Genomic DNA, 25,672 nt, shown 5'->3' on the forward strand with positions numbered 1-25,672 from the left:
CTGCATGGCGAAAATTGCCTATATCCTGCTGTGCCACAAGGATCCGGAGGCCATCATCCGGCAAGCCGAGCGGCTGACCGCCGTGGGCGATTACATGGCGATCCATTTCGACGCCTCCGCCAGCGCCGAAGACTACGCCCAGGTCACCGCGGCCCTGCGCGACAACCCCAACGTCGCCTTCCCGCGCAAACGCATCCGCTGCGGCTGGGGCGAATGGTCACTGGTGCAAGCCACGCTCGACACGCTTACCGCCGCGATGGAAGCCTTCCCGCGCGCCACGCATTTCTACCTGCTCTCTGGCGATTGCATGGCGATCAAATCCGCCGAATACGCGCATCGGTTCCTCGATGAGAATGACACCGACTTCATCGAAAGCGTGGATTACTTCGAAAGCGATTGGATCAAGACCGGCTGGAAAGAAGAGCGGCTGATCTATCGCCATTGGTTCAACGAACGCACACAACGCAAACGCTTCTACGCAATGTTCGAGGCGCAAAAGCGTCTCGGCCTGACCCGCAAGATCCCTGCCGACCTTCAGGTGCAGATCGGCAGCCAATGGTGGTGCCTGCGCCGCCGCACCGTGGAGGCGCTGATGGCATTCAGCCACGAACGCCCCGATGTCATCCGCTTTTTCCGCAGCACTTGGATCCCAGATGAGACCTTCTTTCAAACCCTCGTGCGCCACCTCGTCCCCGAAGGTGAAATCGCCAACCGCAGCCTGACCTTTCTGCTGTTTTCCGACTACGGCATGCCGGTCACCTTCTACAATGACCACTATGACCTGCTGCTCGGCCAGAACCACCTCTTCGCCCGCAAAATCAGCCCCGAGGCACTGGACCTCAAACGCCGCCTCGGCCTGCTCTATGCCGCCCAAGGGGTGCCTTTCCAGATCAGCGACGAAGGCCGCAACCTGTTCGAATTCCTCACCGCGCGGGGCCGCATTGGCCGCCGCTTCGCCCCCCGCTTTTGGGAGAGGGAATCCAGCCTTGGCCGCGAACGTGAACTGCTGATCATCATCGCCAAGAAATGGCATGTGGCAAAACGGCTCGTGGGACGGATACGCCAGCAAACCGGCCTCCCGGCGGTGGATTTCCTCTTCAACGAAGAAGACACCCCTCTGCCCGACCTCGGCGGCATTCAAACCACGCTGGAAAAACGCACCCGCCACCGCCGCGCCCTGATGCGGATGCTCTACGACTACTACGACAGCACGCGGCTGATCGTCTGCATCGACACGTCGAACCTTGACCTGCTGCGCGATTTCGCCTCGGACCGCGCGCAGGTGCGCATGCTCGAAGTCGAATGCAAACTGACCGACGCCTATCTCAGCGGCCACGCCCGGCGCATCGGCCTGAGCGGCGCGCAAACATCGCAAGAAAACCTGTCCCGCCTGCTCCCTACGATCCGCGGGAACATGCTGCATGAGGTCGACCAAATCCGCGATGCCCAATTCGCAAACTACAGCCGCCTCTCCGAATACGCCAACCCCGAAACCAACGCCGCAGCCCTCGCCCACTTCCTCAAGCTGACCGAAGGCGAGGCCCGCGCGATCGTCCAGCCCGCAGGCCTCTTCGCAGATTAGCGCCGCCCGCCCCTACCGTCCGGAACAGCCCCCCGCGCCAAGCGTTGAACCAAGAACGCCGCCACGCGGCCCGACGCACCACAACGCAAGAGGTTTTTCCATGACACATAAGCTCACCGCCCTCGCCACATCGCTCCTGCTCGCCCCCGCAGCCCTCTTCGCGCAAGAGACTGCCCCCAAGGCTGAGCGCATCAGCATGTCCCAAGCCATCAAATCCGCGCAAAGCAGCATCGACGGCGGCGTGCTGGAAGCCGAAATCGAAACCGAAGGCGACGCGCTGGTCTATGAGATCGACCTCGTCCGCCGCGAATCCGTGTACGAAGTCACCGTCAATGCCGCCACCGGCGATGTGATGAAGCAGTCCGAAGAGCAACTCACAAGCTTCCTCAGCGGCCTCTTCCAAGAGGACGAGTTGCGCGTCGCTGGCACGGCCCGCGAAGTGCTGATGACCGCGCTGACCGAGCTGGAAGGCCAAGACGGCACACGGATCGAGGAAGTCTCGCTCGACGATGAAGATGACCGCATGGTTTATGAAGTCGAACTGACCGACGCCACCGGCGAACGCGAACTACTGATCGACGCCACCACCGGCGAAATCACCCCCGACGACTAACCCCAGCCAAAGGTGCGGCCGCCTCTACCGGCCGCACCCCCCTATCTTCATCCTTTCTCAAATACCCTGCACAACACCGCCCCAAACGCCCCCCAACGTTTGACGCGCCGAGCTACCCCCGCCCGCCCGAGATCAGATCCACCGGATCGATCCCGCGCTTCTCCGCACTGGCACGCACCGCCTCGCGCAGGGCCGCGCTTCGTTCCAGCAGGCGCCGGAACCGGTCCTCGTCCAGAACCAAAAGCGTGGTCGGCGCGATGGCGCGCACATCCACCCGGCGGACGCGGTTCGTCAGGATGGCCATTTGGCCAAACATCTCCCCCCGCCCCAAACGCCAAGTCTGACCCGCGCTTTCCAATTCGACAGCGCCTGAGGCGATGAAAAACACGCTGCGCGCGGGGCTTTCCTTGCGCAAAACCACGTCGCCGATATCGACATAGCGGGTCTTGAGCGCCCGGCTCAGCCGTTTGAGCGCGCCCTCCTCCAGATCCGCAAACAGCGGAAACTGCTCGATGAAAGCCCCGCGCCGCACTGCAAGGTCAAGGCCCGGCCGCCCCTCTGCCGCGGTGCGCCGGGTCGCCAGTTCCTGCATCAAGGCGGTATAGACCTCGGCCCCAAACAGACCGTCTTCGCGCATCAATGTATATTCGCGCTCTTCCAAACGCAGTGCCGTGCGGCGGATGAAACGCCGTTCCAACTCCTCAGCATAGCCGGGATACTGCAAGCGCAGCCCCTCCAGCGCGGTTTCAATCCCTTCGATGCGGCGCGCCAACAGGTCGTGCAGCAATTCGGCCACCCGCCGCCCATGGATCCGGCGAATGCGGCCATCGATAAAAGTGCCCAGATCCCGCAGGATCAACCGTTGCGACAGCAGCATTTCAAAGCGGTCCGCCGTCATCCGCGCCAGCGGCCCCGACACGCCGTAGCGCCCGTGCAGCACTGCCGCCGCGCGAAAAGTGCGCCCATAGGCCACGCTGCGCCGCGCCGCGCGTTGATAGCCGCTGCGCCCTTGGGTTCGCGCCCCTTCGATTAGCCGGTCCGCATCCGAGAGCACCAGATCGGCCATCCGGGCCGAGATCGTCCGCTCGCGCACCCGCGCAAGGATCGTGTCACGCTCATGCCCCGCCAACGCGATCAGCCCAAGCGCGATGCGGTCGCGGTCGAGGATATCGGTCGCCTCCTCCGCGGTCTTGACCGCTGTCTCAAGCCGCTCGCCAAACCGTTTCGCCTCAGAGCGGACGATGTCGCGGTTCAGGTCGTAATTCTCGGTCGTTTGGGCCACGTCCTCGCGCACGGTCTGCAGGGCCACGGCGATGACCTGCCGCGACAGGGCGTGGTCGATGGGCGAGAGTTGATCCAGCCCCAGCCGCCCGATGATCCAGCGCAGCGTCGTACCCTGGGCCAGCAGGGTGAAGAGCGTGAAGCCGGTGGCCAGAATACCCACGATCCGCTGAATGTCATCCGGCACCCGCACGCTTTCCGTCACCGCCAGCGCCAGCGCCAAGGTGACCGCCCCGCGCAAGCCGCCCCAGAGGATCGCCACCCGGTAGGGCCGCTCGACCGCGGGCGAAAGCTTCGCCGCCGTCAACAGGGGCAGCAGGCCGAAAAGGATCACCGCGCGGGCGAAAATGGCGGCCACCACGACCACGGCGATGAGAAAGAAATCCTCCAGCCGGACTTCCTCAAGCAGCCGCGGGATCAGCAGGGCGGCGAGGATAAAGATCAGCGCCCCCGCCCAATGGGCCAGCACGTCCCAAAGCTCGCGCAGGTTGGTCAACGCCTGCGGCGGCAGCCGCCCCGGCGCGGTGAGGTTCAGCGTCAGCCCCGCCGCCACCACGGCAATCACCCCCGACGCGCCGACGCTTTGCTCGGCCACGATATAGGCCAGATAGGGCAGCGCGACCGAGATCGACTGTTGCGCCAATTCATGCCGCGCAAACAGCGCCATGACCCAAACCGCGATCCGCGCGCCCAGCCAGCCCACCAGCGCCCCGCCTGCGATCAGCATCGGGAATTGCGCAAGCGCGCTGCCCAGTTCCGGGTCGGGAATGCCCAGCATGACATAGCCCATGAACAGACCGAAAAGCGCGATGGCAGCGGCGTCGTTCAGCAGGCTCTCGCCCTCAATGATCCGCGCCAGCCGCCGCGGGGCCGAGATCGACCGAAAGATCGAGACCACCGCCGAGGGGTCCGTGGTCGAGACGATGGCCCCGATCAGCAGACAGGCCGCCAGCGGGATCGCACTGACCCAGAACAACGCGTAGCCAATGCTGACCGTCGCCACCACCACGGCCACGACCGCCAACACCAGAATGGGCACCCAGTCGTCGACCATGCGGCGCAGGTTCATCCCCAGTGTCGCCTGAAACAGCAGCGTCGGCAGGAAGACATAGAGGAAGACGTTCGACCGGATCGGCAGCCCCAGAATGGCCGCCGCCACCGGGTTCAACGCATCCGTCAGATCAGTGCGCAGGAAAAAGATCGCCGAAGCCCCGATGAGGATGCCGACGACCGCCAAGATCACGCTGAACGGCAGTCGCAATCGCGCGGCCAAGGGCTCGGCCAAGCCGATGACGACAAAGAGCGACGCGATGACCGTGGTGACGAGGATGATGTCCATATAGGATGGAATACCAGAATTTAGCTGAATGCAGGGCGTTTCTTGCCCCGCTCAGCGCCTGCAGTTCGTGGTGAGGTTATTTCCGCGCGCGACGTTCGGCCCGCCAGCGGGCAAAGCGGCCCCGCCGCGCGGCGATGTCATCCTCGATCGCCTCGATCTTGGGGTCCAGCCGCGCCCGGCGGAACCGCCGCCAGCGCACCCAGATCGCATAGAACAGCGCCGCGGCGAGGGTCAGCACGATGATGGTTACGAAGGGGATACCCTTGCTCGCTTCCGGCCCCTCAACCGGGCGGAGCGAGATGGCATTGGGGTAGATCGACAGTAGCTCACTGCGCCAGCCATAGTGTTTCAGCGCGTAATACTGCGGCGCGCCGGTGGTGCTGCGGGCATCGGCTGCCTCGGCCTGAAGGTTGGCGGTGTCGAACTTGAAATAGGGCGGCCAGCCCCAGCCGGTGTCTTCGTTGCGGTAGACCATGACATCGCCCTTGGCACGCCGGGTCTGGATGAAAAAAACATCGCGGTTGACTGCTTGGCCAGCGCTATCGGTCGATGAGCCGGACCAGAAGATCGAATTGTTGCCGAAGTCGATCCGCTTTTCATAGGTGTCCGTGACGCGGACGATATCGGTCTGCGGCAGCGTATAGTGGAAGAACGCCCCCACCAGCACCCAGACGGTCACCCAGAACACCCATTTAACGATTCTCATCTTCGGCCCTTTCCATTAGGTCGCGCGGCCGGACAGGGGCCTTTGCCCTTCTGACATAGTGTTTCCGCGGCGCTGCGGCAAATGCCTTACGCGCAATAAGGCGGGACATTTGCCGCAAAATTCGGGCCTTAGCTGCCCAGCAGCGCTTTGGTCAGGTCGCTGTCCGGCTCTGACAGCGGATCGATCACGTCGAAATGGTGCTTGCCCTCGGCCACCACATGTTTCGCGCCCCAACTGCGGGCGAAATTCTCGGCCTGTTCGAGGAAGGCGGGCCGCTCCGCCGCGCCGACCCAGACGGTGACGTCCACACCATGGGGCGGGGTCATCTTGATCGGGCTTTCAGCGGCGGCTTCGGCCTCATCCAGCCGCAAAGTGTCGTTCATTTCGGTTTGCAACAAGGGCGCCAGATCAGCCACGGGGGAGATCGGCACGATCCGCGTGATCCGGTCGCGCACCTCGGCCCCCAGCAGCAGCGGGTCGGTCATGCGGGCCACCAAATGCCCCCCCGCCGAATGGCCCGACAACACGATGGTGCCCTGCGTGCGGTTCGCCACTTCGGTCAGCGCCGCGGCGATCTGGGTGGAAATCTCGGAAATGCGCACCTCGGGGCAAAGGTCATAGGACGGCACCGCCACGGCATAGCCCCGCGCCAGCGGACCGGCGGCCAGATGCGACCAATAGCTCTTGTCGAAAGCCTTCCAATAGCCACCATGCACGAAGACCGCCGTGCCGCGCGACACGCCCTCGGGCTGGAAAAAGTCGAACTTTTGACGGTCCGAAGGGCCATAGCGCACGTTAAGCTGCGCGCGCGCCCCCAATGACGCGCGGAATGCCTCTGCCTCCTTTTCCCAGCGGGGCGGAAAGCCGTCGGCCCCGTCGATATAGGCAGCGTTTGCATAGGCGTCATCTAGCATCATTTGGGTCTCCCACCCCGGATTTGATCAAACTTAACTGGACAATCATACTCGTTGTTGCTTTGGAGGCTATAGAGAATAGCGGAGAGATGACATGACTGATGCTAAGACGGATCTGAAATCACTGCTGAAAGACCCCAGCCTGCTTGAAACCCGCGCCTATATTGGCGGCCAATGGGTCGAAGGCGACGACGGTACATTTGACGTGACCAATCCCGCGCGGGGCGATGTCATCGCACAGGTCGCCGACCTCAGCCGCGCGCAGGTCGCGGGCGCGATTGCCCAAGCCGAGAAGGCGCAGAAGGACTGGGCCGCTTGGACCGGCAAAGAGCGCGCCGCCGTGCTGCGCAAATGGTTCGACCTGATGATGGAGAACCAAGACGATCTGGGCACCATCCTCACCGCCGAACAGGGCAAGCCGCTGGCCGAAGCCAAGGGCGAGATCGCCTATGGCGCCTCCTTCATTGAATTCTTCGGCGAAGAGGCCAAGCGCGTCTACGGCGAGATGATCCCCGGCCACCAGCGCGACAAGCGCATCATGGTGATGAAACAGCCCATCGGCGTCGCGGCCTCGATCACCCCGTGGAACTTCCCCAACGCGATGATCACCCGCAAAGCCGCGCCAGCGCTGGCGGCGGGCTGTTCCTTTGTGGCGCGTCCGGCGGCGGAGACGCCGCTGTCGGCCATCGTCATGGGTGTACTCGCGGAACGCGCAGGGATCCCGGCGGGCGTGTTCAACGTGGTGCCATCCTCCTCCTCCTCCGTCGTGGGCAAGGAGTTCTGCGAGAACCCCGCCGTGCGCAAGCTCACCTTCACCGGCTCCACGGAGGTCGGGCGCATCCTGTTGAAACAGGCCGCGGATCAGGTGATGAAATGCTCGATGGAACTGGGCGGCAACGCGCCCTTCATCGTCTTCGACGACGCCGATTTGGATGCGGCGGTCGAGGGCGCGATCATGTGCAAGTTCCGCAACAACGGCCAGACCTGCGTCTGCGCGAACCGGATCTATGTGCAGACGGGTGTCTATGACGCCTTCGCGGCCAAGCTGAAGGAGCGCGTGAGCCAGATGAAGGTGGGCGACGGCCTTGAAGAGGGCACCGACCTTGGCCCGCTCATCAACCCCGAAGCCTCGGACAAGGTGCAAGAGCATATCAAGGACGCGGTCGACAACGGGGCCGAGATCATTCTGGGCAATGCCAAGGACGATATGGGCGGCAACTTCTTCGGGCCCACCATCGTGACCGGCGTGACGCAGGACATGAAGGTCGCCAAGGAAGAGACCTTCGGCCCCCTCGCGCCGCTCTTCAAGTTCGAGGATGTGGACGACGTGATCGCCATGGCGAACGACACGATCTTCGGCCTTGCCTCCTATTTCTACGCCAAGGACCTCAGCCGCGTCTACAAGGTGGCCGAGGCGCTGGAATATGGCATCGTCGGCGTCAACACCGGCATCATCTCGACCGAGCTTGCGCCCTTTGGCGGGGTCAAGCAATCCGGTCTCGGGCGCGAAGGATCGCACCATGGGATCGAAGACTATCTTGAGATGAAATACGTCTGCCTGTCGGTCTAAGCACCGGCGGAAGTTAAAGAAACGGGGCGTGCCATGGCGCGCCCCGTTTTGCATCGGGCTATTGCGTCAGCCGGTCCTGTGCCAGCATCCGGCGCTCCGCCCGCGAAAGATGCGAGACCGCCTGCGCGACATCACCTTCGCAACGCTGCAACGCCCGACACCACAGCCGATGCGCCGAACGGGGCGACCACGGCAGCGCCGCCTGCGCCAGCCATGCCCGCAGGGGCGGCGGCAGTTGGTCAAAGGCCGCCATCGGGTTCCCCTGACGCCGCCGCTGTTTCAGCCCGCTCCGCAGGTTTCGCTTTTTGCCAGTCATGCCGCGGGCCGCCCTTAATGCGCCTGCATATCCGCCGCGATCTCAGACGCGCTCAGCTCGGCGGGGAAATAGGTCGGCCAGTTGGTCAACTCTTCCAAAACCTCGGCACGGTCGTCGCCCCAGTAGAGGTGATAGTGATCGGCCTTTTGCGGCGCGATGATATGGTCGCTGAATTGGATATATTCCGGCGCCTCGGCATCGCCGCCCTCTTTGGCAAAGACATAGCGCACGCCGCGGTTGCCCTTCTTGTAGGTAAGTACCTCATAGCCATCGCTGGCATAGCGCCCCTGCACCGGATCACCGTCCCGGAAGAAGGTCACGGCATTGCCGTCGATGGTGATGCGGTCCACATCGGTGGCATAGCCAACCTCGTAATAGGCCTTGTACTCCGCCGCCGTCTTGTCGCCGTGCTCGGCCTTGTGCTGCATCACCGCGTCCAGCGCGCCCTGCTGCAACAGCGGGTAGACCGATTGCCAGTCGCCCGCCCAATCCGACAGGGGCCTATCCTTGATCTGCGCGTCGTCGAAGTAGCCTTTGTAGATGTCGTTCTGGTCGTGGGCGTGGTCATGCGCATGGGAATGATCGTGGTCATGCGATGCCTCTTTCGTCTCGGCCACGACCGGGGCCGAAAGGGCAAGGCCCGCGCTGAGCGTCAGGAAGAATAGCGGGGATGCGGATGTTTGGGGCATGTCGTTCTCCGTAGGTTGGCCTGCGTCATGATTCGATATGTTATATCATAACTAGCGCGGAGTAGCCCTGTCCCGGAGAGTTTGCAACCCGATGGCCGCTAGCCCGAACATGAAAAAGCCGACAGCACTTTCATGCTGTCGGCTTTCGGGCGGGGGAGAGATCCGCCCTGGGGTGACCCGTCTTAGTTGGTCCGGGTCTGCGCCGCGCCGTCCGCATTCACTTGCTGGGACAGGGCCGCGGCGAATTCTTCGCCCGTCATGCCGATGAGCAGCTGGCCATCGGCGTCGACATCTTGGTCGATCTGCACGACCGCACGGTCGCTATCGGCGGCGAATTCCTCGGCCAGATCAATGGAATAGCGCATGGAACCGTCCGCTTGCGGCTCTGCGTTTGAGATGGTGCCGATGACCGTATCATCTGAGGCGACGGCCACGGTGCTGCCATCCAGCGCGATATCGGCATCCGTATCAATGTCCGAGGTCGCGGTTTGGTCGATGGCCTCTTCGGTGGTCAGGGTGCCATTCGCCTCGGCCCCGGCTGTGGTGTCCAATTCCGTGCCCGCCAGATCGGCGGTCGCATCGGTGCCAACACCGGCGTCCAGCGTCTGTGCGGCGACTGGGGCCGCCATAAGAGCGGCGACAGCCGTGGTCAGGGAAAGCTTGCGTAGGGAATTTGCATAGGTCGTCATGGTTCTTCCTTTCATTGCGCGTACGGTACTCTGCACGCTGTTGTCCGGGCACGCCTGCCCGGCCCCCCACTCAACCCGACAGCTTTTGCTTGGTTTCACCCCGCCCCCCGCGCAGCAGAAAGCCGCCGTTTTCGCCCCCAAGCTTCGGCAGATATTCACCCACGAAAGGGTCGAGCTTGGGAGGCGACCGCCCACAAAAAAGGCCCGCCAAAAGCGGGCCTTCGCAAAGCGCTGGAACGGTCGCGCTTAGTTCACGGATTTGGCGTCAACCACGTCCTTGTCGATCGCCTTCACCTCGGAAGAGATGGTGATCTGGCGCGGTTTCAGGGCCTCGGGCACCTGACGCTCAAGCTCGATATGCAGCATGCCATTGGCATGGGCCGCGCCGATGACCTGAACGTGGTCCGCCAGATGGAAGCGACGCTCAAAGGCGCGGGTGGCGATGCCACGGTGCAGATAGGTCTTGGCCTCATCCTCATCCGCCTTGCGGGCCGAAACGATAAGCGCCTTCTCACGCACTTCGACGCTCAGATCGCTATCCGAGAAACCGGCGACGGCAATCGAGATGCGATAGGCATCGTTGTCGAGCTTTTCGATGTTGTAGGGGGGATAGCTGGGGGTGGCCCCATCGTTTGTCAGAACCCGGTCCATCATGTTGGCGATCTGGTCGAAACCAACGCTGGAGCGGTAAAGGGGTGCGAAATCAAAGCTACGCATGTGTTCATCCTCATCAGTGAGCGATTGACATATCGGGCCTTCCACCATTGGACAGACCCGGTTGTTCAAGCGCCGAAGCCCTATTGAGGCACCTCGGCAAAGCTCATGTGGGAAAGGGTTTGCGCGCTTTCAAGTCCTGCCGCGCAGAATTACGGGCGGATGAATTTCGCCCCGGTGCCGCGCTCTTCGCCAACGCGGATGCGCTTGCCTGCGGGGTTGGAATCCAGAAACACGCCCTTGCCAGCCACCAGTTCCGCTTGCAGCAGCGCCAAAGGCGCGCCAAGCGCCGTGCCGAGCGAGACCTGCGCGCCCTCGACCTCGGCTTTGGCCGAAACGACGGAGACGATATGCGCCTCGCCTGCGACGAAGCTAAAGATCGGCGCGCCGCTAGAGCCGAAATCGACCGCGCAGGAGGTCACCAGAACCCCCTCTTGCTGGGCCAGCACCTTGCAGACCTCTTGCAATGATGGTGCCTCGGCCCGGTCGCGGGCATAGCTGACCACGCCGACACGGTCGCCGGGGCGCGGACGCGCGGCGGTGCCGAAGGGCCGGATGGTGGTGTTGCGGATCGGGCGGGAGAGTTCCAGAAGCGCCAGATCATTGCGCACCCGTCCCGAAGAGACCTCACCGTCGTAGACGTAATCGGGATGCACCACGGCACGGCGAATGTCGCGGTAGGCCCCGGCGCGGCCATTGCGCCAACCGGCGAGGAACTGCACCTCACCATGGTCGATCCGGGCCTTGGTTTCGCGGTCAAACAGGCAATGCGCAGCGGTCAGCACCAGACGCGGGGCGATCAGCGTGCCGGTGCAAAAGCCGGTCCCGCCGATGTCGAGACGGCCCACCGCCTCCCAAGCGGCGGCATCTACACCGTTGTCGAGCGCTTTGAGCGCGCTGTCTTGGGCCAGCGCCGCCGTGGCTAGGGTAAAGACGCCGAAGATAGCCGCCAACAATTGTCGCAAAATGCACCTCAAAACCTTGTTTCCTTGGCGGATATAGGGGAGTTGCGGCGAAAATACGGCGCAGGCTTAACGCAAACGCGGCACCTGCGCAGGCGCGTCGGGATCGCGGCTGAGCGCGGGTGGTTTTGGCCCACCGCAGGCCCAATCGAGCAGTTCGACGCTATGCACCACCGGCACCCCGGTGCCCGATCCGATCTGCATCATGCAGCCGATATTGCCCGCCGCGATCACATCCGGTGATTTGGCCTCCAAGGTCTTGATCTTGCGCTCTTTCAGCTTGGCCGAAATCTCGGGCTGCATCAGGTTATAGGTGCCCGCCGAGCCGCAGCAGAGGTGACTGTCCGCCGGTTCCACCACCGTGTATCCCGCCTGTTTCAGCAGGGTCTTCGGCACGGCCTTGATCTGTTGCCCATGTTGCAGCGAGCAGGCCGCGTGATAGGCGACGACCATGCCCGGCGCTGCCGGTTCGGCGAAGGGCAGCTCCAGCTCTGCCAGCAGTTCCGTCACATCTTTTGCAAGGGCCGAAACCCGTGCCGCATCCTCTGCCAGCGGGCCATTGCGGAACATATGGCCGTAGTCCTTGACCGTGGTGCCGCAGCCCGAGGTGTTGATCACAATGGCATCCAGCCCCTCGCCGTCCATCTCGGCCCGCCATGCGCGGATGTTGCGGGCGGCGTGGGCGTGGCTCTCATCGGTCTTGCCCATGTGATGGGTCAGCGCGCCGCAACAGCCCGCCCCTTGGGCCACCACCACCTCACAGCCCGCGCGGGTCAGCAGCCGGATCGTGGCGTCGTTGATATCGGTGTTCAGCGCCTTTTGGGCGCAGCCGGTCATCAGGGCCACCCGGCGCAGCGGCTTGCCATGGGCGGGAAAGCTCTGCGGGTCGTCGTTGCGGCTGACCGGGGGGACCGTCTTGGGCGCCATTTCCAGCATGGCGCGCAGCCGCGCGTCGGGCATCAGCCGGGCAAAGGGCCGCCCGATCTTGGCCCCAAGCAGCGCCAGCCGAAAACGTGTGGGATAGGGCAGAATCCGCGCAAGCATCCAGCGCAGGGCGCGTTCGCCCATGGGGCGCTTGTAGCGTTCTTCGATATAGGCGCGGGCGTGATCGACCAGATGCATGTAATGCACCCCCGAGGGGCAGGTCGTCATACAGGCGAGGCAAGACAGGCAGCGGTCGATATGCTGAACCGTTTTCGGGTCCGGGTCGCGGTCGTTCTCCAGCATGTCCTTGATCAGGTAGATGCGACCGCGCGGGCTGTCCAACTCATCGCCCAAGACCTGATAGGTCGGGCAGGTCGCCGTGCAGAAGCCGCAGTGCACACAGGCGCGCAGAATCTCATTGCTGCGCTGCGTATCAGGATCCTGCAACTGCTCAGGGGTGAAGGTGGTTTGCATGGCGGCTCCGTTCCTATGTGCTGCGCATCAGATTGGCGAGGACGAGGCCGAACCACGGCACCGTCGTGCCCACGGCTCCCAAAACCCCGCTCCACCGGCGCATTGCCGGGCGCGGATCGGCCCGGCGCAGGGCTTGGACCACCAGCGCAATCACCCCGATCCAAGCGGCCCAGAGCGCCAAGGCGATGGCCCCCAACAGCCAAGCGCTGTCACCCCAATAGCGCAGCAGACCATAGCGCAGGGCAAGCGCGATGAGAAAGGTCACCAGCACCATCGCCGCCAAGGCGCGGATGACCCTAAGCGAAGGCGGCACGGCAATCAGCGCCTTGAACAGAAACGGGCCGATCAGAAAGACGATGAGGAAGACCAGCACCAAAGTCATGCGCTGCGGGCCAAGGCTTCGGCGTTGAACAGGCCACGGGGGTCGAACTTGGCCCTGAGCCCCGCCGTCAACCGCGCCACCCCCGGCGCTTCGGGTTCCTGTCGGGGCAGCGCCCCCGCCGCCTCGGCCCGCAACAAGGTCGCGTGGCCGTCATACCGCCCCAAGCGCGCGCGCAGGTCCGTGCCGGGGGCCATGCGCAGCCATAGCAGCCCCCCGGCCCAATCATAGAGCCGCGCCTCCGCCCCGGCCTTTGCCGCAAGCGCCGGAGCCTCGGTCGGGCGGCAATGCAGGCGCCAGACATCGCCCGCCGCCCCATGGAAAGGTGCCACATCTCGCAAACCCTGCCAGAGGGTCTCTGAGCTACCTTCTGCAAGCACCTCAATCTCGCCCCCCGTGGCGGCGAGCAGATCCTTCAGCCGCCCGATCCGGTAGCTGACCGAGGTCTCGAACCCCTCCAACCGCAGGACCGTTCGGCCCTGCGCCGGGTCATGGGCCGCGCCGGTCACCTCGAAGGGGCTGCGCATGGCCTGCGCCATCGCGGCGATGGCGGCGGGGTCGTTCAGCCCGGACAGCACAAGCGTCGCGCTGGTTTCGGGTTTCGGCAGCACCTTCAGCGAGACTTCGGTCAGCGCGCCCAAGGTGCCCTGCGACCCGGCCATGAGCTTGACCAGATCATAGCCGGTGACGTTCTTCATCACCCGGCCCCCATTCTTGATGATGGCCCCCTGCCCATCGACGAACCGCACCCCCAACAGGAAATCCCGCGCGGCCCCAACGGCAAGCCGCCGCGGGCCGCTGACATTTGCGGCAAAGACCCCGCCGATGGTCGGCGTGCCGCTGCGGCCCATAAGGGCGCGATGGTCCATCGGCTCAAAGGCAAGCCGCTGCCCCTCGACGGCCAAAGCGGCCTCGATCTCGGAGACCGGCGTGCCCGCCTGCGCGACCAGCGTCAGCGCGCCCGGCTCGTAAAGGGTGATCCCCCGCAGACCGGCAAGCGACAGTGCCGCACCCGGCCCTGCCATGCCGCGCGTATCGCCGCCACGCAGGGAAAGGGGCGCATCTGCGCCACCGATCGTCTCGGCCAGTTCCGCCTCGGAAGTCACCGTCACGCCGCCACCGACGCGCCGCTGCCGCGCCGCCCTTTCGTCACGTCGAGGGGGAAGACCTTGGCCGGGTTCAACAGCCATGCCGGGTCAAAGACATCCTTCACCATCAATTGCGCCTCTAGATCAGCGGGGGCGTATTGCTCATGCATCAGATCGCGCTTCTCGATCCCAACCCCATGCTCCCCGGTCAGGCAACCGCCCGCTTCGACGCAGAGCCGCAGGATGTCGGCGCCAAAGGCCTCGCATTTCTCCAAATCGCCGGGTTTGTTGGCGTCAAACAGGATCAACGGATGCATATTGCCGTCGCCCGCGTGAAAAACATTGCCGACCTTGAGCCCATAGTCATCGGACATCTCACCGATGCGGCGCAGCACCATGGGCAGCTCATTCACCGGGATGGTGCCATCGAGGCACATGTAGTCATTGATCTGCCCCATCGCGCCAAAGGCGGACTTGCGCCCCAGCCAGATCGCGGCGCTTTCCTCGGCGCTGGTGCTTTCGCGCAGTTCCACCGGGTTGTGACGGCGGGCAATCTCGGTGATCAGGGCCAATTGGTGGTCGATCTCGGCATCCGAGCCTTCGACCTCGACAATCAGCAGCGCCTCGCACATCGGGTACCCCGCATGGGCAAAAGCCTCCGTCGCCTCGATGCAGGGGCGGTCCATGAATTCGATTGCCACGGGCAGCACACCCGCCTTGATGATGTCGCTGACACAGGCCCCGGCGACGGCGTTGTCGTCGAAGCCCATGAGCACGGGCCGCGCGCCTTCAGGTTTGGGCAGGATGCGCAGCGTGGCTTCGGTCACCACGCCCAACTGCCCCTCGGAGCCGCAGATCACGCCCAAAAGGTCCAGCCCAGCCGCGTCCATATAGCCGCCGCCGATCTCGACCACTTCGCCGTCCATCATCACCATGGTGACGCCCAAGAGGTTGTTGGTGGTGACCCCGTATTTCAGGCAATGCGCCCCGCCCGAGTTCATCGCGATATTGCCCGCGATGGCACAGGCCAACTGGCTGGAAGGGTCAGGCGCGTAAAAAAAGCCGTCTTCCTCCACCGCGCCGGTGACGCTGAGGTTGGTGCGCCCGGTCTGCACGCGCATAAGCCGGTTGTCGTAATCGACCTCAAGCACCTCGGCCATGCGCGCCACCCCCAGCACCACGCTATCGGCAGTGGGCAAGGCCCCTCCGGCAAGCGAGGTGCCCGAGCCGCGCGGCACCACCGGCACGCCCTCCTCATGGCAGATCGCCAGAATTGACGAGACTTCTTCGGAGCTGGCAGGCAGGGTCACGGCCAAGGGGGGGCATTTATAGGCCGTCAGCGCGTCGCATTCATAGGCGCGGGTCTCATGCGCATCGTCGATCACGGCATCGCGGGGCAGCGCCGCACGCAGCCGCGCCACGACACGCGCCTTGCGCGCAATGATCCCGGCATCGGGTGTTGGCATCTGCATTGCGGTCCCTCCTCTGGCCCGCAGCATAGAGCCTATGGCGCGGGTTTGGCCAGTTTGCCGCGCGCCTGGTGCAATTGCACCACTAAATTGCGGCTTCAGGGTGAATTGCACCGGGCCCAACTTCCGCCTACCTTGGAACCTTTCCGAAATGCGCTATATTCAGTTCGTTGTTTTATTGGTGTCCCATGTTCAAACGTAGCCTCATTCTCGCCTTTTTGGCCTTTGCCGCGCCGGGTTTCGCCGATCCGCCCGCCATTCTGAATGTCACGGTCGATCGACAGGGCGACTTGTGGAAGTTTGACGTCACCATTCGGCACAACGACAGTGGCTGGGACCACTATGCCGACGCTTGGCGCATTCTGGGGCCCGATGGGAAACCCTTGGGCACCCGCAATCTGGCACATCCGCATGTGAAAGAGCAGCCCTTCACCCGCTCGCTTTCGGGCGTGCGCATCCCCGAGGGGATGACGGAGGTCAGCATTCAGGCGCGCGACAGCGTCAGCGGCTGGTCTTCGGAATTGGTGACGATCCCGCTGCCCTGACCTACGCCCTTTCAGACCCGGTGGTAAGGCCCGCCCGAGAGGATCGCGGCGGCGCGGTAAAGCTGTTCGGCCAGCATGACCCGCACCAGCATATGCGGCCAGACCATCTTGCCAAAAGAGAGGGCATGATCCGCCTTAGCCCGCAGGCTGGGGTCGATGCCATCGGCCCCGCCGATGACAAAGGCCAAATCCCCCCGCCCGGCGTCACGCCAATTGCCAAGCCGTTCGGCAAATGCGGGGGAGGTTTCGACCTTGCCGCGTTCATCTAGCACGCAGATCACCGCCCCTTGGGGGATCGCGCGCCGTAGCAGCACGGCTTCGGCGGCCATGCCGCCGTTCTTCTTGTCTTCCATCTCGACCACGCGCGCGGGGCCAAGGCCCAGACCGCGCCCGGTCCGGTCGAACCGGGTCAGATAATCATCGACAAGGGATTTTTCCGGACCGGCGCGAAGCCGGCCCATGGCACAGATGTGAACCCGCATGACCTAGGCCCGCAAAGCGGGATCAGTGAGGTGCCGCTGTGGCCGCGTCGTCGCCGCCCAGCCACATCTTTTCAAGCTGGTAGAATTCACGCACTTGGGGCCGGAAGACATGCACGACAACGTCGCCTGTGTCGATCAAGACCCAGTCGCCGGTTTCGCGGCCTTCCATCTTGGACGTGCGTCCGGTGGCGTCTTTGACGGCCTGCGCCAGCTTTTCCGAGATCGCCGAAACCTGCCGCGTGGAGCGGCCCGAGCAGATCACCATATAGTCGCCGATGGCCGTCTTGCCGCGCAGATCGATCTGCACGATATCTTCGGCCTTGTCGTCATTCAGCGAGGAAAGGATAAGCGCCAGCAGGTCGTCGCTGGTTGCGATTTGCGAGGCGGCAGTCATTGCAGCCCCATGGTCAGCAGCCTGCGCTGCGTCAACGTTAAGAGACAGGACATTGTCCTCCTTCGTAAATAGCACCATCAATGCTGAACGCTTGCCCCGGTGCCGAGCAGCCCCAATTTAGCGACCCGGGGTTTATTTTTCAATGGATCGCGTAGCCATAGCGTTAACCACGGCGCAAATCCCCGCTCACTCAGGCATATCCCGCGATGCCGCGGCGCGCGACAGGGCCAGTTGACTGTCTTCGATGACTTTTACCTCGCGCTGCGGGAAGGGGATGGAGATGCCGTGTTCCTTGAACGCATCCCAAAGCGCCAGATAGACATTGCCGCGAATGTTGGTCAGCCCGCCGGTCGGATCCTTGATCCAGAAGCGCAGGATGTAATCCACCGACGAATCGCCAAAGCCCACAATATGGCAGACCGGCGCCTTGTAGCTCAGCACCCGGTCGACGCCCTTGGCCGCCTCCACCGCCAGTTTGCGCACCAGATGCGGATCGTCGGAATAGGCCGTGCCGAAATAGATATCGAGCCGCACAAAGTCATTGGAATGCGACCAGTTCACCACCTGCCCGGTGATCAGATCTTCGTTCGGGATCAGGTATTCCTTGCCATCCCGCGTCACCACAGACGCATAGCGCGCGCCGAGCGTTTGGATCCAGCCAAAGGTCTCTCCCAGACTGATCACATCGCCGGGCTTGATCGACTTGTCGAGCAGAATGATCACGCCAGAGACGAGGTTCGACACCACCTTTTGCAGACCGAAACCAAGGCCCACACCGATTGCGCCCGACAGTACCGCAAGCCCGGTCAGGTCAATCCCCACCGCCCGCACACCGATGAAGAACGCGAGCCCGTAGAGCAGGATTTGCACCCCCTTCACGGCCAGCACCTGCATGGAGGGGCTGATGTCTTCGTTCTTGCGGATCGTCGCGGCGGTGGTCGTGCTGACCAGCCGCGCCATGGTCAAAAGCGCACCGACAACCACCAGCGCGGTCATAATGGTCAGCACCGAAAGGCGGAATTCGCCCACAGTCAGCGCGACCCCGTCCAGAAACAAAGCCACATCATCGGCGACGTTCAACATGTAGAGCGTGGCATAGATCCACAGCCCCCATGTCACCATGCGGCGCAAGGGTCGGTTGCGCACCAGACGCGCGGCGAAAGCGATGCCCACATAGATCGCCGCCAGCGTCGCTGCCAAACCGATGAGGTACGACCGCGACGGCCAAGTCACGTTCTGCATCACCTGATAAAGCAGCCCCGCCAGCAAAGCGAACCAGATCAACCCCAAGCGCCGCTTGACCTGCACCACCACGCGCAACTGCCACTTGGACCAGCCCTCGCGGGAGCGGACCCAGTTTTGCAACATCACGCCGGTGACCCGGTGCAACACCCACGCCAACGCCACCAAGGCCAGCAGGATCAGTATTTGGTTTTGCCGCCAGCCGGGGCTGAGGATGCTTTCCCCAAAGCCAAGCACCCCGTCGAACAAAGCCTGTAGCGACAGCAGGAAGTTCGAAAAAGGGTGGGATTCGGGGATCATGGACGGCCTTTGTGGCTAGGGAAGATCACGGTTGCACAGGCACTAGTATAGGGCAAGTTTGTCACACGGCGATGCCACCTTGCGAGACTCGCCAAGGCGCTATATCCCTTGCCCCATGATACTGGTGTTTGACCTTTGCGACCGTGCGCGTCTGCGCGAACGCTTTTTCGGCGCGACGCATAGCGTTCTAGCCCGACTATAAGCCGCCCCTCTCAGCCACACCCATAGCCATTCCAAACCACGGGAGAGGACCATCATGTCCCCCAAGACGCTTTACGATAAAATCTGGGACGCTCATGTCGTCCACGAAGCCGATGACGGCACTTGCTTGCTTTATATCGACCGTCACCTCGTCCACGAAGTGACCAGCCCACAGGCCTTTGAAGGGCTGCGCATGTCGGGCCGCACGGTGCGCGCACCGGACAAGACCATCGCCGTGCCGGATCACAACGTGCCCACCACCGAGGGCCGCGAAGACCCCGAGGCGATGACCGAAGACAGCCGCATTCAGGTCTCCGCCCTCGACAAGAACGCGCGGGAATTCGGCGTGCACTACTACCCCGTCTCGGACGTGCGCCAAGGCATCGTGCATATCGTTGGCCCCGAGCAGGGCTGGACCCTGCCCGGCATGACCGTGGTCTGCGGCGACAGCCACACCGCCACCCACGGCGCTTTCGGCGCGCTGGCCCACGGCATCGGCACGTCCGAGGTCGAACATGTCCTTGCCACCCAAACGCTGATCCAGCGCAAGGGCAAGAACATGAAGGTCGAGATCACCGGCAAGCTGCGCCCCGGCGTCACGGCCAAGGACATCACCCTTTCCGTCATCGGTGCCACCGGCACCGCGGGCGGCACCGGCTATGTCATCGAATATTGCGGCGAGGCGATCCGCGACCTGTCGATGGAAGGCCGCATGACCGTCTGCAACATGGCGATCGAAGGCGGCGCCCGCGCCGGCCTCATCGCGCCGGACGAGAAGACCTTTGAGTATTGCAAAGGCCGCCCCCACGCTCCGAAAGGTGCGCAGTGGGAAGCGGCGATGGACTGGTGGAAAACCCTCTTCTCTGACGAGGACGCCCATTGGGACAAGGTCGTGACGCTCAAGGGCGAAGACATCGCACCGGTCGTCACATGGGGCACCTCGCCCGAAGACGTGCTGCCGATCGACGCGACGGTCCCCTCGCCCGAAGACTTCAAGGGCGGCAAGGTCGACGCGGTGAAACGTGCGCTGGAGTATATGGACCTGAAACCGGGCCAAAAGCTCACCGATATCAAGATCGACACCGTCTTCATCGGCTCCTGCACCAACGGCCGCATCGAAGACCTGCGCGCCGCTGCCGAAGTGCTGAAGGGCAAGAAGATCAAGGACGGACTGCGCGCCATGGTGGTGCCGGGCTCCGGCCTCGTCCGGGCACAGGCCGAGGAGGAAGGGCTGGCGGATATCTTCCGCGAGGCCGGTTTCGAATGGCGTCTGGCGGGCTGCTCCATGTGTCTGGCGATGAACCCCGACCAGCTTGCCCCCGGCGAACGCTGCGCGGCCACGTCGAACCGCAACTTCGAGGGGCGTCAGGGCTATAAGGGCCGCACGCATCTCGTGTCACCCGGCATGGCCGCCGCCGCCGCACTCACCGGTCACCTGACCGACCTGCGCGAACTGGCGTGAGCGACCGGGGCACGGATACCGGGCGCGTTGCGCGGGGCTCAGTTAGCCTTGCGCAGCTCGCTGCCGGACTTCAGGACTTCGCTGCCGTCGTCCTGTTCGATCTTATAGGCCGGTTCGTCATCGCTCGCCTTGCGGGTCACCTCGCTGCCCTGCAGCTTCAGCGTGATCTTCTGCGTGTATTTCTTGACGATCTTGCCGGTCCCGGTGCCATTGCCCCAGTCCCATTCCACCTTCGTGCCGGTTTGGTACGACATGCCATGCCCTCCTGATATACCATTTGCCTAGAACGCGCCGTCAGCCGGCGCGGTTCCCGCACTCTCCGAAGGATACCCCGATGGATAAGTTTACAGAAATCACCGGCACCGCGGCTCCCATGCCGCTGGTGAACATCGACACCGACATGATCATCCCCAAGGTCTTTCTCAAGACGATCAAACGCTCCGGCCTTGGCGTGAACCTGTTCGACGAAATGCGCTATGACCGCGAAGGCAACGAAATTCCCGATTTCGTGCTGAACCAACCGCAATATCGCGACGCGCAGATCCTCGTGGCAGGCGACAACTTTGGCTGCGGCTCCTCGCGCGAACATGCGCCTTGGGCGATCCTCGATTTCGGCATCCGCTGCGTCATCGCACCCAGCTTTGCCGACATCTTTTACAACAACTGCTTCAAGAACGGCATCCTGCCAATCGCCCTGCCGCAAGAGCAGGTCGACGTGCTGATGAAAGACGCCGAAAAGGGATCGAACGCGCGAATGACCATCGATCTGGAAGGCCAGACCGTGACCACTTCAGATGGTGAGACATTCCCCTTCGAAGTGGACGCCTTCAAAAAGCACTGCCTTCTCAACGGGCTGGACGACATCGGCCTCACGCTCGAAAAAGGTGCCGCGATTGACAGCTATGAGGATTCGCTGGGCCAAAGCCGCCCTTGGGTCTAACGCCCGGCCTGCATGATCAAACTTGTGGGCGCAAACCGCGCGCCCACAAGATGTTGCCGCCTGCCATCAAACCGCCACGGAATTGATGCAAGAAGGCACCACCCCCTCCCTCAAAATACCCCAGTATCCTGCTCTTCTCTCCGCGGAGCCTTGAGGCATGTGCGGAAAGAAGGCAAAAATTGGACCAGAATGAGGCACACCCCATCAGCCGGGGGCATCAAGTTGGAACAAGCACGCGGCATCGTATCGCGGCTGGCCAGTTTGAAAGGGCAGAGCAGTGATCGGACGAATGACAGGCGCGGCGACGCGTGGCCTATTGGTGGCGCTATTGATTGCCATCCCGGCGCTTCTCTTGCCGGGGGCTGATGCGGAATCCAGCCAGATCACCGTGCTGCTCGCCTGTATCGCGGCGATCCTGACCTTCATGGAATACAACGCCCGCCAGCCCGGCATCGTCGAGTTTCGCGACGCGCCGCCTTTCAATCGGCTGCGCTTCATCAGTCTGCTCTTCACGATCCTCGTGTTGTCGCTTATCGCGCGGGGCCAAACGGCCCCCACCCTGCTGACCGGCGCGCTCACCGCGCTTGGCACGATACTGGGCAATGCGCTTGATTTCCCCTATTCCCCGGTGCGTCTTGTGGTACTGATGATGCCCGCCGACGCCCCTCTCGAGGCGGTCAACCTGATCCGCACAGCGGCGGGTCTGGCCTATCTGGTCTCGCTCATCGCATTGGCGACCTTCGTGGTGCTGGTGCGCGTTATGGGCTGGCCCGCGCGCCAAGGCGCTTTCAACGTCTGGGTGAACCTGCCACTTTTCGACCCCACCGCTGGGGGCGATGTGCTCTACCGGCTGCAACGGGACGCGCGGATCAACATCGCGCTTGGCTTCCTTCTGCCCTTCTTCATCCCCGCAGTGGTCAAGGCCACCGCCGATCTGCTAGATCCGATCTCACTGAGCAATCATCAAACCATGATCTGGACAATAAGCGCATGGGCATTCCTTCCGGCCAGTATGATCATGCGCGGCATCGCCATGGGGCGGGTGGCCGAGATGATCCACGACAAACGCCGCCGCGCCTACGCCGAAGCGCATATGCAGGCCGCCTGATCCGCCTCCTGCTGGCGCTGCTCCTGCTGACCGGCACCGCGCAGGCCGAACCGCTGCGCATCGCCACCTTCAACACAGAATTGTCGCGCAAAGGGCCAGGCCTGCTCCTGCGCGACATCCTGCGCGGGGACGACCCCGCCGTCACCTCCGTGATCGAAACCATCGCCAGCGCCGATCCCGATATCATCGCGCTACAAGGCATCGACTACGATCTCGAACAGGCCGCCCTCAATGCCCTCGCTGATGAGCTCACCGCCGCGGGCGCGCCCTACCCCCACCGCTTCGCCGCGCCGCCCAATGCAGGCCGCCAAAGCGGGGTCGACCTCGACGGTGACGGCAAGCTCGGCACCCCCCGTGACGCCCAAGGCTATGGCCGTTTCTTCGGCCAAGGCGCCATGGCGATCCTCTCACGCCACCCGATCCAAGAGGGCGGGTTCCAAGATTTCAGCACCCTCCTCTGGCGCGACCTCCCCGATACACTATACCCGATGATCGACGGCACCCCCTTCGCGGGCGCCGAAGCCCACGCCACACAGCGCCTCTCCTCCAACGGCCACTGGTCCCTGCCGATCCAAACCCCGGAGGGCCCCGTCACGCTACTGACATACCACGCCACCCCGCCGGTCTTCGACGGCCCCGAAGACCGCAATGGCCGCCGCAACCATGACGAAACCATCTTCTGGCTCCACCACCTCGCCGGAAAGATCGGAACGCCCCCGACACTCCCCTTCGTCCTGCTGGGCGACGCCAATCTCGACCCGCAGCGCGGCGACGGGCGCGGCGAAGCCATTGCCGCCCTCCTCTCCCATCCCGCGCTGCAAGCCCCCCTGCCGCACCGCCCCACGGTCAACTGGCCCCAAACCGGCCCGATGCGGGTCGACTACATCCTACCCTCCCGCCACTGGGAAGTCAGTGACGCTGGCCTCATCTGGCCAGAGGGTGAGAGCGCGAGCCGCCATGCCCTCGTCTGGGTCGACCTCACCCGCTAACGCCCCCTATCTTGACCCTCCGGAACCCGCAGGCTACCCAATCTCCAACCGTATTTTCAGGAGTTTCCCATGGCCAACCCATCCTTGCTCATCCTCCCCGGCGACGGCATCGGCCCCGAGGTCATGGCGCAGGTCACGCGCATCATCGACTGGTTCGGCGAAAAGCGCGATCTGGCCTTCGATGTAGAGCATGATCTGGTCGGCGGTGCAGCCTATGACAAACACGGCACCCCGCTGCATGATGACACGATGGCCCGCGCCCTCGAAGTCGACGCCGTGCTGCTGGGCGCCGTTGGCGGCCCAAAATACGACGACCTCGACTTCTCCGTGAAACCAGAACGCGGCCTGCTCCGCCTGCGCAAGGAAATGGACCTCTTCTCCAACCTGCGCCCGGCACAATGCTTTGACGCGCTGGCCGATTTCTCCTCGCTGAAAAAAGACGTGGTCGCGGGCCTCGACATCATGATCGTGCGCGAACTCACCTCCGGCGTCTATTTCGGCGAACCGCGCGGCATCTTCGAGGAAGGCAACGAACGCGTCGGCATCAACACGCAGCGCTACACCGAAAGCGAGATCGAGCGTGTCGCCCGCTCCGCTTTTGAACTCGCCCGCCGCCGCGGCAACAAAGTCTGCTCCATGGAAAAAGCCAACGTCATGGAAAGCGGCATCCTGTGGCGCGAAGTCACCCAACGGGTGCGCGACACCGAATACCCGGATGTCGAACTCAGCCATATGTATGCCGACAACGGCGCCATGCAGCTCGTGCGCGCACCCAAGCAGTTCGACGTGATCGTCACCGACAACCTCTTCGGCGACATCCTCAGCGACTGCGCCGCCATGCTCACCGGCAGCCTCGGCATGCTGCCCTCGGCCAGCCTCGGCGCACCCAATGCCGATGGCCGCCCCAAGGCCCTCTACGAGCCCGTGCATGGCTCCGCCCCCGACATCGCAGGCCAAGGCAAAGCCAACCCGATCGCCTGTATCCTCAGCTTCGCCATGGCGCTGCGATACTCTTTCGACCAAGGCGAAGAAGCCGCACGTCTGGAAAAAGCCGTCGAACGCGCGCTGGCCGATGGCGCCCGCACCCCCGACCTGATGGGCCCCGAAGGCGGCACCCCCATCACGACCGAGGAAATGGGCGACGCCATCCTCAAAGCCCTCGACGCCAGCCTCTAAAAAAACCGAGGCGGGGTTTCACGCCCCGCCCCTTCCCCTTCATCCTTTCTCAAATACCCTCGGGGGAGCAGCCAAAGGCTGCGGGGGCAGCGCCCCCAATTACACCCGCGTTCCCAAAACGCCCCGCAAAATCCCTGCAACTGACCAATTGCCAAAGCCGCCAAGCTGCGGTATTGCGCTGCACATCGGTCGGGCTGTAGCGCAGCCTGGTAGCGCACCTGCTTCGGGAGCAGGGGGTCGGAGGTTCGAATCCTCTCAGCCCGACCAGATCCCCCCACAGATCCCTATGCCCAAAACTCGGATCGCTCCGCTCAGCCGTAGACCCTGAGCAGCATCCAGACCCCCATGCCCAGCATCATGACGTTCTCGGTGAGCGAGACGAACCCAAGTGGGACATTGCTCGACCCGCCGACGCAGGCGCATTTTAGCTCACGTTTGTCGACATAGACCGCCTTGATGACCGAAACCGCGCCAATTGCGCCGATCACGATCGCCACGGGGGCCGAGAGCCAGGTCAGCGCCCCGGCGGTCATCAAAACACCCGCCAACGCTTCCCCGAACGGATAGACCTTGCCATAGGGCACCCACCGCTGCGCCAGCAGGTCGTAGTTCAGAAACATCGTCGAAAAGCTTTCGATATCCTGCAACTTCTGAACGGCAAGGAAACACATGGAGATCGAGATGAACCACTCGAAAGCCCGAAGTGTGAAGATGTTGCCGAATGCATACCAAGAGAGTCCCAGTGCCATCAGGAAGGCCACGCCGAAAATAGCGACAACGGGCTGATAGCTGGTGTCCGATTGCTTTTCCTTGGGCTTGTCCAAACCTAAATGCACGCGCAGATCGTCGTAACCGCCGATCCGCTCCCCATCGATGAAAGTCTGCGGCGTGGTCTCCACACCCTCTTTCGCCATAAAGGCATCGGTCTCTTCGCGGGTCGTGAGGTGGTGATCTTCGACGTGGTAGCCCTGCCGCTCCAGCAGGTCTTTCGATTTCAGCCCGAAGGGACAGAGGTGTTGCTCCATCACCATCCGGTAGAGTTTCGCGGTCTTGCCCTTTCCTTCGGCCATCCTAGCCTCCTTTTAGCTTTTCGAACGACGTCTCAAAGGAGAAACAAGTTTCCA

The 25,672-nt window shown here is 63.4% G+C and carries 26 protein-coding genes and 1 tRNA gene; 10 read left to right on the forward strand and 17 right to left on the reverse strand.

The features are described from left to right. Positions 1–4: 4 nt before the first annotated feature. Together ACGYLO_RS00785 and ACGYLO_RS00790 are read left to right on the forward strand one after the other, a co-directional pair. The gene (locus tag ACGYLO_RS00785; RefSeq protein WP_271688788.1) at positions 5–1,582 is read left to right on the forward strand and encodes a DUF5928 domain-containing protein; all 1,578 of its coding nucleotides are present in this window, start codon (positions 5–7) and stop codon (positions 1,580–1,582) included. Between the two features lie 100 nt (positions 1,583–1,682). Then, a complete protein-coding gene (locus ACGYLO_RS00790; RefSeq protein ID WP_271688787.1) occupies positions 1,683–2,195 on the forward strand; it encodes a PepSY domain-containing protein in 513 nt (170 codons plus the stop codon). A 112-nt stretch (positions 2,196–2,307) separates the two neighbouring features. Here ACGYLO_RS00790 and ACGYLO_RS00795 read toward each other — a convergent pair whose 3' ends face one another. From ACGYLO_RS00795 to ACGYLO_RS00805, 3 genes are all read right to left on the reverse strand, one after another. After that, positions 2,308–4,815 carry a cation:proton antiporter gene (locus ACGYLO_RS00795; RefSeq protein ID WP_271688786.1) on the reverse strand — a complete coding sequence of 836 codons (2,508 nt, stop codon included), beginning with the start codon at positions 4,813–4,815 and terminating at the stop codon, positions 2,308–2,310. A 76-nt stretch (positions 4,816–4,891) separates the two neighbouring features. Then, a complete protein-coding gene (locus tag ACGYLO_RS00800; RefSeq protein WP_271688785.1) occupies positions 4,892–5,521 on the reverse strand; it encodes a DUF1523 family protein in 630 nt (209 codons plus the stop codon). A 128-nt stretch (positions 5,522–5,649) separates the two neighbouring features. Next, positions 5,650–6,438: an alpha/beta hydrolase gene (locus ACGYLO_RS00805; RefSeq protein WP_271688784.1), complete on the reverse strand. Its 789-nt coding sequence runs from the start codon at positions 6,436–6,438 to the stop codon at positions 5,650–5,652. Between the two features lie 91 nt (positions 6,439–6,529). Here ACGYLO_RS00805 and ACGYLO_RS00810 point away from each other — a divergent pair, with 91 nt between their 5' ends. Next, complete coding sequence (locus tag ACGYLO_RS00810) at positions 6,530–8,005, forward strand: NAD-dependent succinate-semialdehyde dehydrogenase (RefSeq protein WP_271688783.1); 1,476 nt, start codon at positions 6,530–6,532, stop codon at positions 8,003–8,005. Positions 8,006–8,063: 58 nt separating this feature from the next. Here ACGYLO_RS00810 and ACGYLO_RS00815 read toward each other — a convergent pair whose 3' ends face one another. From ACGYLO_RS00815 to ACGYLO_RS00855, 9 genes are all read right to left on the reverse strand, one after another. Beyond that, positions 8,064–8,321 carry a DUF6525 family protein gene (locus ACGYLO_RS00815; protein ID WP_271688782.1) on the reverse strand — a complete coding sequence of 86 codons (258 nt, stop codon included), beginning with the start codon at positions 8,319–8,321 and terminating at the stop codon, positions 8,064–8,066. Between the two features lie 14 nt (positions 8,322–8,335). After that, a complete protein-coding gene (locus tag ACGYLO_RS00820) occupies positions 8,336–9,010 on the reverse strand; it encodes a metal-binding protein ZinT (RefSeq protein WP_271688781.1) in 675 nt (224 codons plus the stop codon). 182 nt (positions 9,011–9,192) lie between these two features. Next, the gene (locus ACGYLO_RS00825) at positions 9,193–9,699 is read right to left on the reverse strand and encodes a hypothetical protein (RefSeq protein WP_271688780.1); all 507 of its coding nucleotides are present in this window, start codon (positions 9,697–9,699) and stop codon (positions 9,193–9,195) included. A gap of 246 nt (positions 9,700–9,945) precedes the next feature. Next, on the reverse strand, positions 9,946–10,416 hold the full coding sequence (locus ACGYLO_RS00830) for an Hsp20 family protein (RefSeq protein WP_067268529.1): 471 nt from the start codon (positions 10,414–10,416) through the stop codon (positions 9,946–9,948). Positions 10,417–10,565: 149 nt separating this feature from the next. After that, positions 10,566–11,369 carry a serine protease gene (locus tag ACGYLO_RS00835; RefSeq protein ID WP_271689910.1) on the reverse strand — a complete coding sequence of 268 codons (804 nt, stop codon included), beginning with the start codon at positions 11,367–11,369 and terminating at the stop codon, positions 10,566–10,568. A gap of 75 nt (positions 11,370–11,444) precedes the next feature. Next, a complete protein-coding gene (glcF, locus tag ACGYLO_RS00840; protein ID WP_276154388.1) occupies positions 11,445–12,773 on the reverse strand; it encodes a glycolate oxidase subunit GlcF in 1,329 nt (442 codons plus the stop codon). Positions 12,774–12,786: 13 nt separating this feature from the next. After that, on the reverse strand, positions 12,787–13,155 hold the full coding sequence (locus tag ACGYLO_RS00845) for a hypothetical protein (RefSeq protein WP_271688778.1): 369 nt from the start codon (positions 13,153–13,155) through the stop codon (positions 12,787–12,789). Then, on the reverse strand, positions 13,152–14,264 hold the full coding sequence (locus tag ACGYLO_RS00850) for an FAD-binding protein (RefSeq protein ID WP_271688777.1): 1,113 nt from the start codon (positions 14,262–14,264) through the stop codon (positions 13,152–13,154). Before ACGYLO_RS00850 ends, ACGYLO_RS00845 begins: the two co-directional genes overlap by 4 nt. Continuing rightward, a complete protein-coding gene (locus tag ACGYLO_RS00855; RefSeq protein WP_271688776.1) occupies positions 14,261–15,712 on the reverse strand; it encodes an FAD-linked oxidase C-terminal domain-containing protein in 1,452 nt (483 codons plus the stop codon). Before ACGYLO_RS00855 ends, ACGYLO_RS00850 begins: the two co-directional genes overlap by 4 nt. Positions 15,713–15,897: 185 nt before the next feature. Between ACGYLO_RS00855 and ACGYLO_RS00860 the strand changes: the two genes are divergently transcribed. Further along, on the forward strand, positions 15,898–16,254 hold the full coding sequence (locus tag ACGYLO_RS00860; protein ID WP_271688775.1) for a hypothetical protein: 357 nt from the start codon (positions 15,898–15,900) through the stop codon (positions 16,252–16,254). An 11-nt stretch (positions 16,255–16,265) separates the two neighbouring features. On the opposite strand, the gene rlmH is transcribed toward ACGYLO_RS00860, so the two are convergent. The 3 genes from rlmH to ACGYLO_RS00875 form a co-directional block, all read right to left on the reverse strand. Next, positions 16,266–16,736 carry a 23S rRNA (pseudouridine(1915)-N(3))-methyltransferase RlmH gene (gene rlmH / locus ACGYLO_RS00865; RefSeq protein WP_271688774.1) on the reverse strand — a complete coding sequence of 157 codons (471 nt, stop codon included), beginning with the start codon at positions 16,734–16,736 and terminating at the stop codon, positions 16,266–16,268. 22 nt (positions 16,737–16,758) lie between these two features. Continuing rightward, positions 16,759–17,130: a ribosome silencing factor gene (gene rsfS, locus ACGYLO_RS00870; protein ID WP_394376335.1), complete on the reverse strand. Its 372-nt coding sequence runs from the start codon at positions 17,128–17,130 to the stop codon at positions 16,759–16,761. Between the two features lie 186 nt (positions 17,131–17,316). Then, complete coding sequence (locus ACGYLO_RS00875) at positions 17,317–18,672, reverse strand: mechanosensitive ion channel family protein (RefSeq protein ID WP_271688773.1); 1,356 nt, start codon at positions 18,670–18,672, stop codon at positions 17,317–17,319. A gap of 256 nt (positions 18,673–18,928) precedes the next feature. Between ACGYLO_RS00875 and leuC the strand changes: the two genes are divergently transcribed. Next, entirely contained in the window at positions 18,929–20,335 is a 1,407-nt protein-coding gene (gene leuC, locus ACGYLO_RS00880; protein WP_271688772.1) for a 3-isopropylmalate dehydratase large subunit, read from the forward strand. A gap of 38 nt (positions 20,336–20,373) precedes the next feature. Here the strand turns inward: leuC and ACGYLO_RS00885 are convergent, their stop codons facing one another. Then, the gene (locus tag ACGYLO_RS00885; protein WP_120349937.1) at positions 20,374–20,589 is read right to left on the reverse strand and encodes a DUF2945 domain-containing protein; all 216 of its coding nucleotides are present in this window, start codon (positions 20,587–20,589) and stop codon (positions 20,374–20,376) included. An 80-nt stretch (positions 20,590–20,669) separates the two neighbouring features. On the opposite strand from ACGYLO_RS00885, the gene leuD reads away from it, so the two are divergent. The 5 genes from leuD (at position 20,670) to ACGYLO_RS00910 (ending at position 24,815) form a co-directional block, all read left to right on the forward strand. After that, positions 20,670–21,275 carry a 3-isopropylmalate dehydratase small subunit gene (gene leuD / locus ACGYLO_RS00890; protein WP_271688771.1) on the forward strand — a complete coding sequence of 202 codons (606 nt, stop codon included), beginning with the start codon at positions 20,670–20,672 and terminating at the stop codon, positions 21,273–21,275. A gap of 277 nt (positions 21,276–21,552) precedes the next feature. Continuing rightward, positions 21,553–22,383, forward strand: a complete 831-nt coding sequence (locus tag ACGYLO_RS00895) for a hypothetical protein (RefSeq protein ID WP_271688770.1) — start codon at positions 21,553–21,555, stop codon at positions 22,381–22,383. Then, the gene (locus ACGYLO_RS00900; RefSeq protein WP_331618950.1) at positions 22,266–23,372 is read left to right on the forward strand and encodes an endonuclease/exonuclease/phosphatase family protein; all 1,107 of its coding nucleotides are present in this window, start codon (positions 22,266–22,268) and stop codon (positions 23,370–23,372) included. The genes ACGYLO_RS00895 and ACGYLO_RS00900 overlap by 118 nt, the downstream gene beginning before the upstream one ends. 69 nt (positions 23,373–23,441) lie before the next feature. After that, positions 23,442–24,548 (forward strand): 3-isopropylmalate dehydrogenase, encoded by a 1,107-nt coding sequence (leuB, locus tag ACGYLO_RS00905; protein WP_271688769.1) that lies wholly within the window; start codon positions 23,442–23,444, stop codon positions 24,546–24,548. Positions 24,549–24,738: 190 nt separating this feature from the next. Next, positions 24,739–24,815 (forward strand) — tRNA-Pro (locus ACGYLO_RS00910). A 44-nt stretch (positions 24,816–24,859) separates the two neighbouring features. Here ACGYLO_RS00910 and ACGYLO_RS00915 read toward each other — a convergent pair. Beyond that, positions 24,860–25,618 (reverse strand): glutaredoxin, encoded by a 759-nt coding sequence (locus ACGYLO_RS00915; RefSeq protein WP_271688768.1) that lies wholly within the window; start codon positions 25,616–25,618, stop codon positions 24,860–24,862. Between the last annotated feature and the right edge of the window lie 54 nt (positions 25,619–25,672).

Source organism: Sulfitobacter sp. 1A13353 (assembly GCF_043557255.1).
Lineage (GTDB): Bacteria > Pseudomonadota > Alphaproteobacteria > Rhodobacterales > Rhodobacteraceae > Sulfitobacter > Sulfitobacter faviae.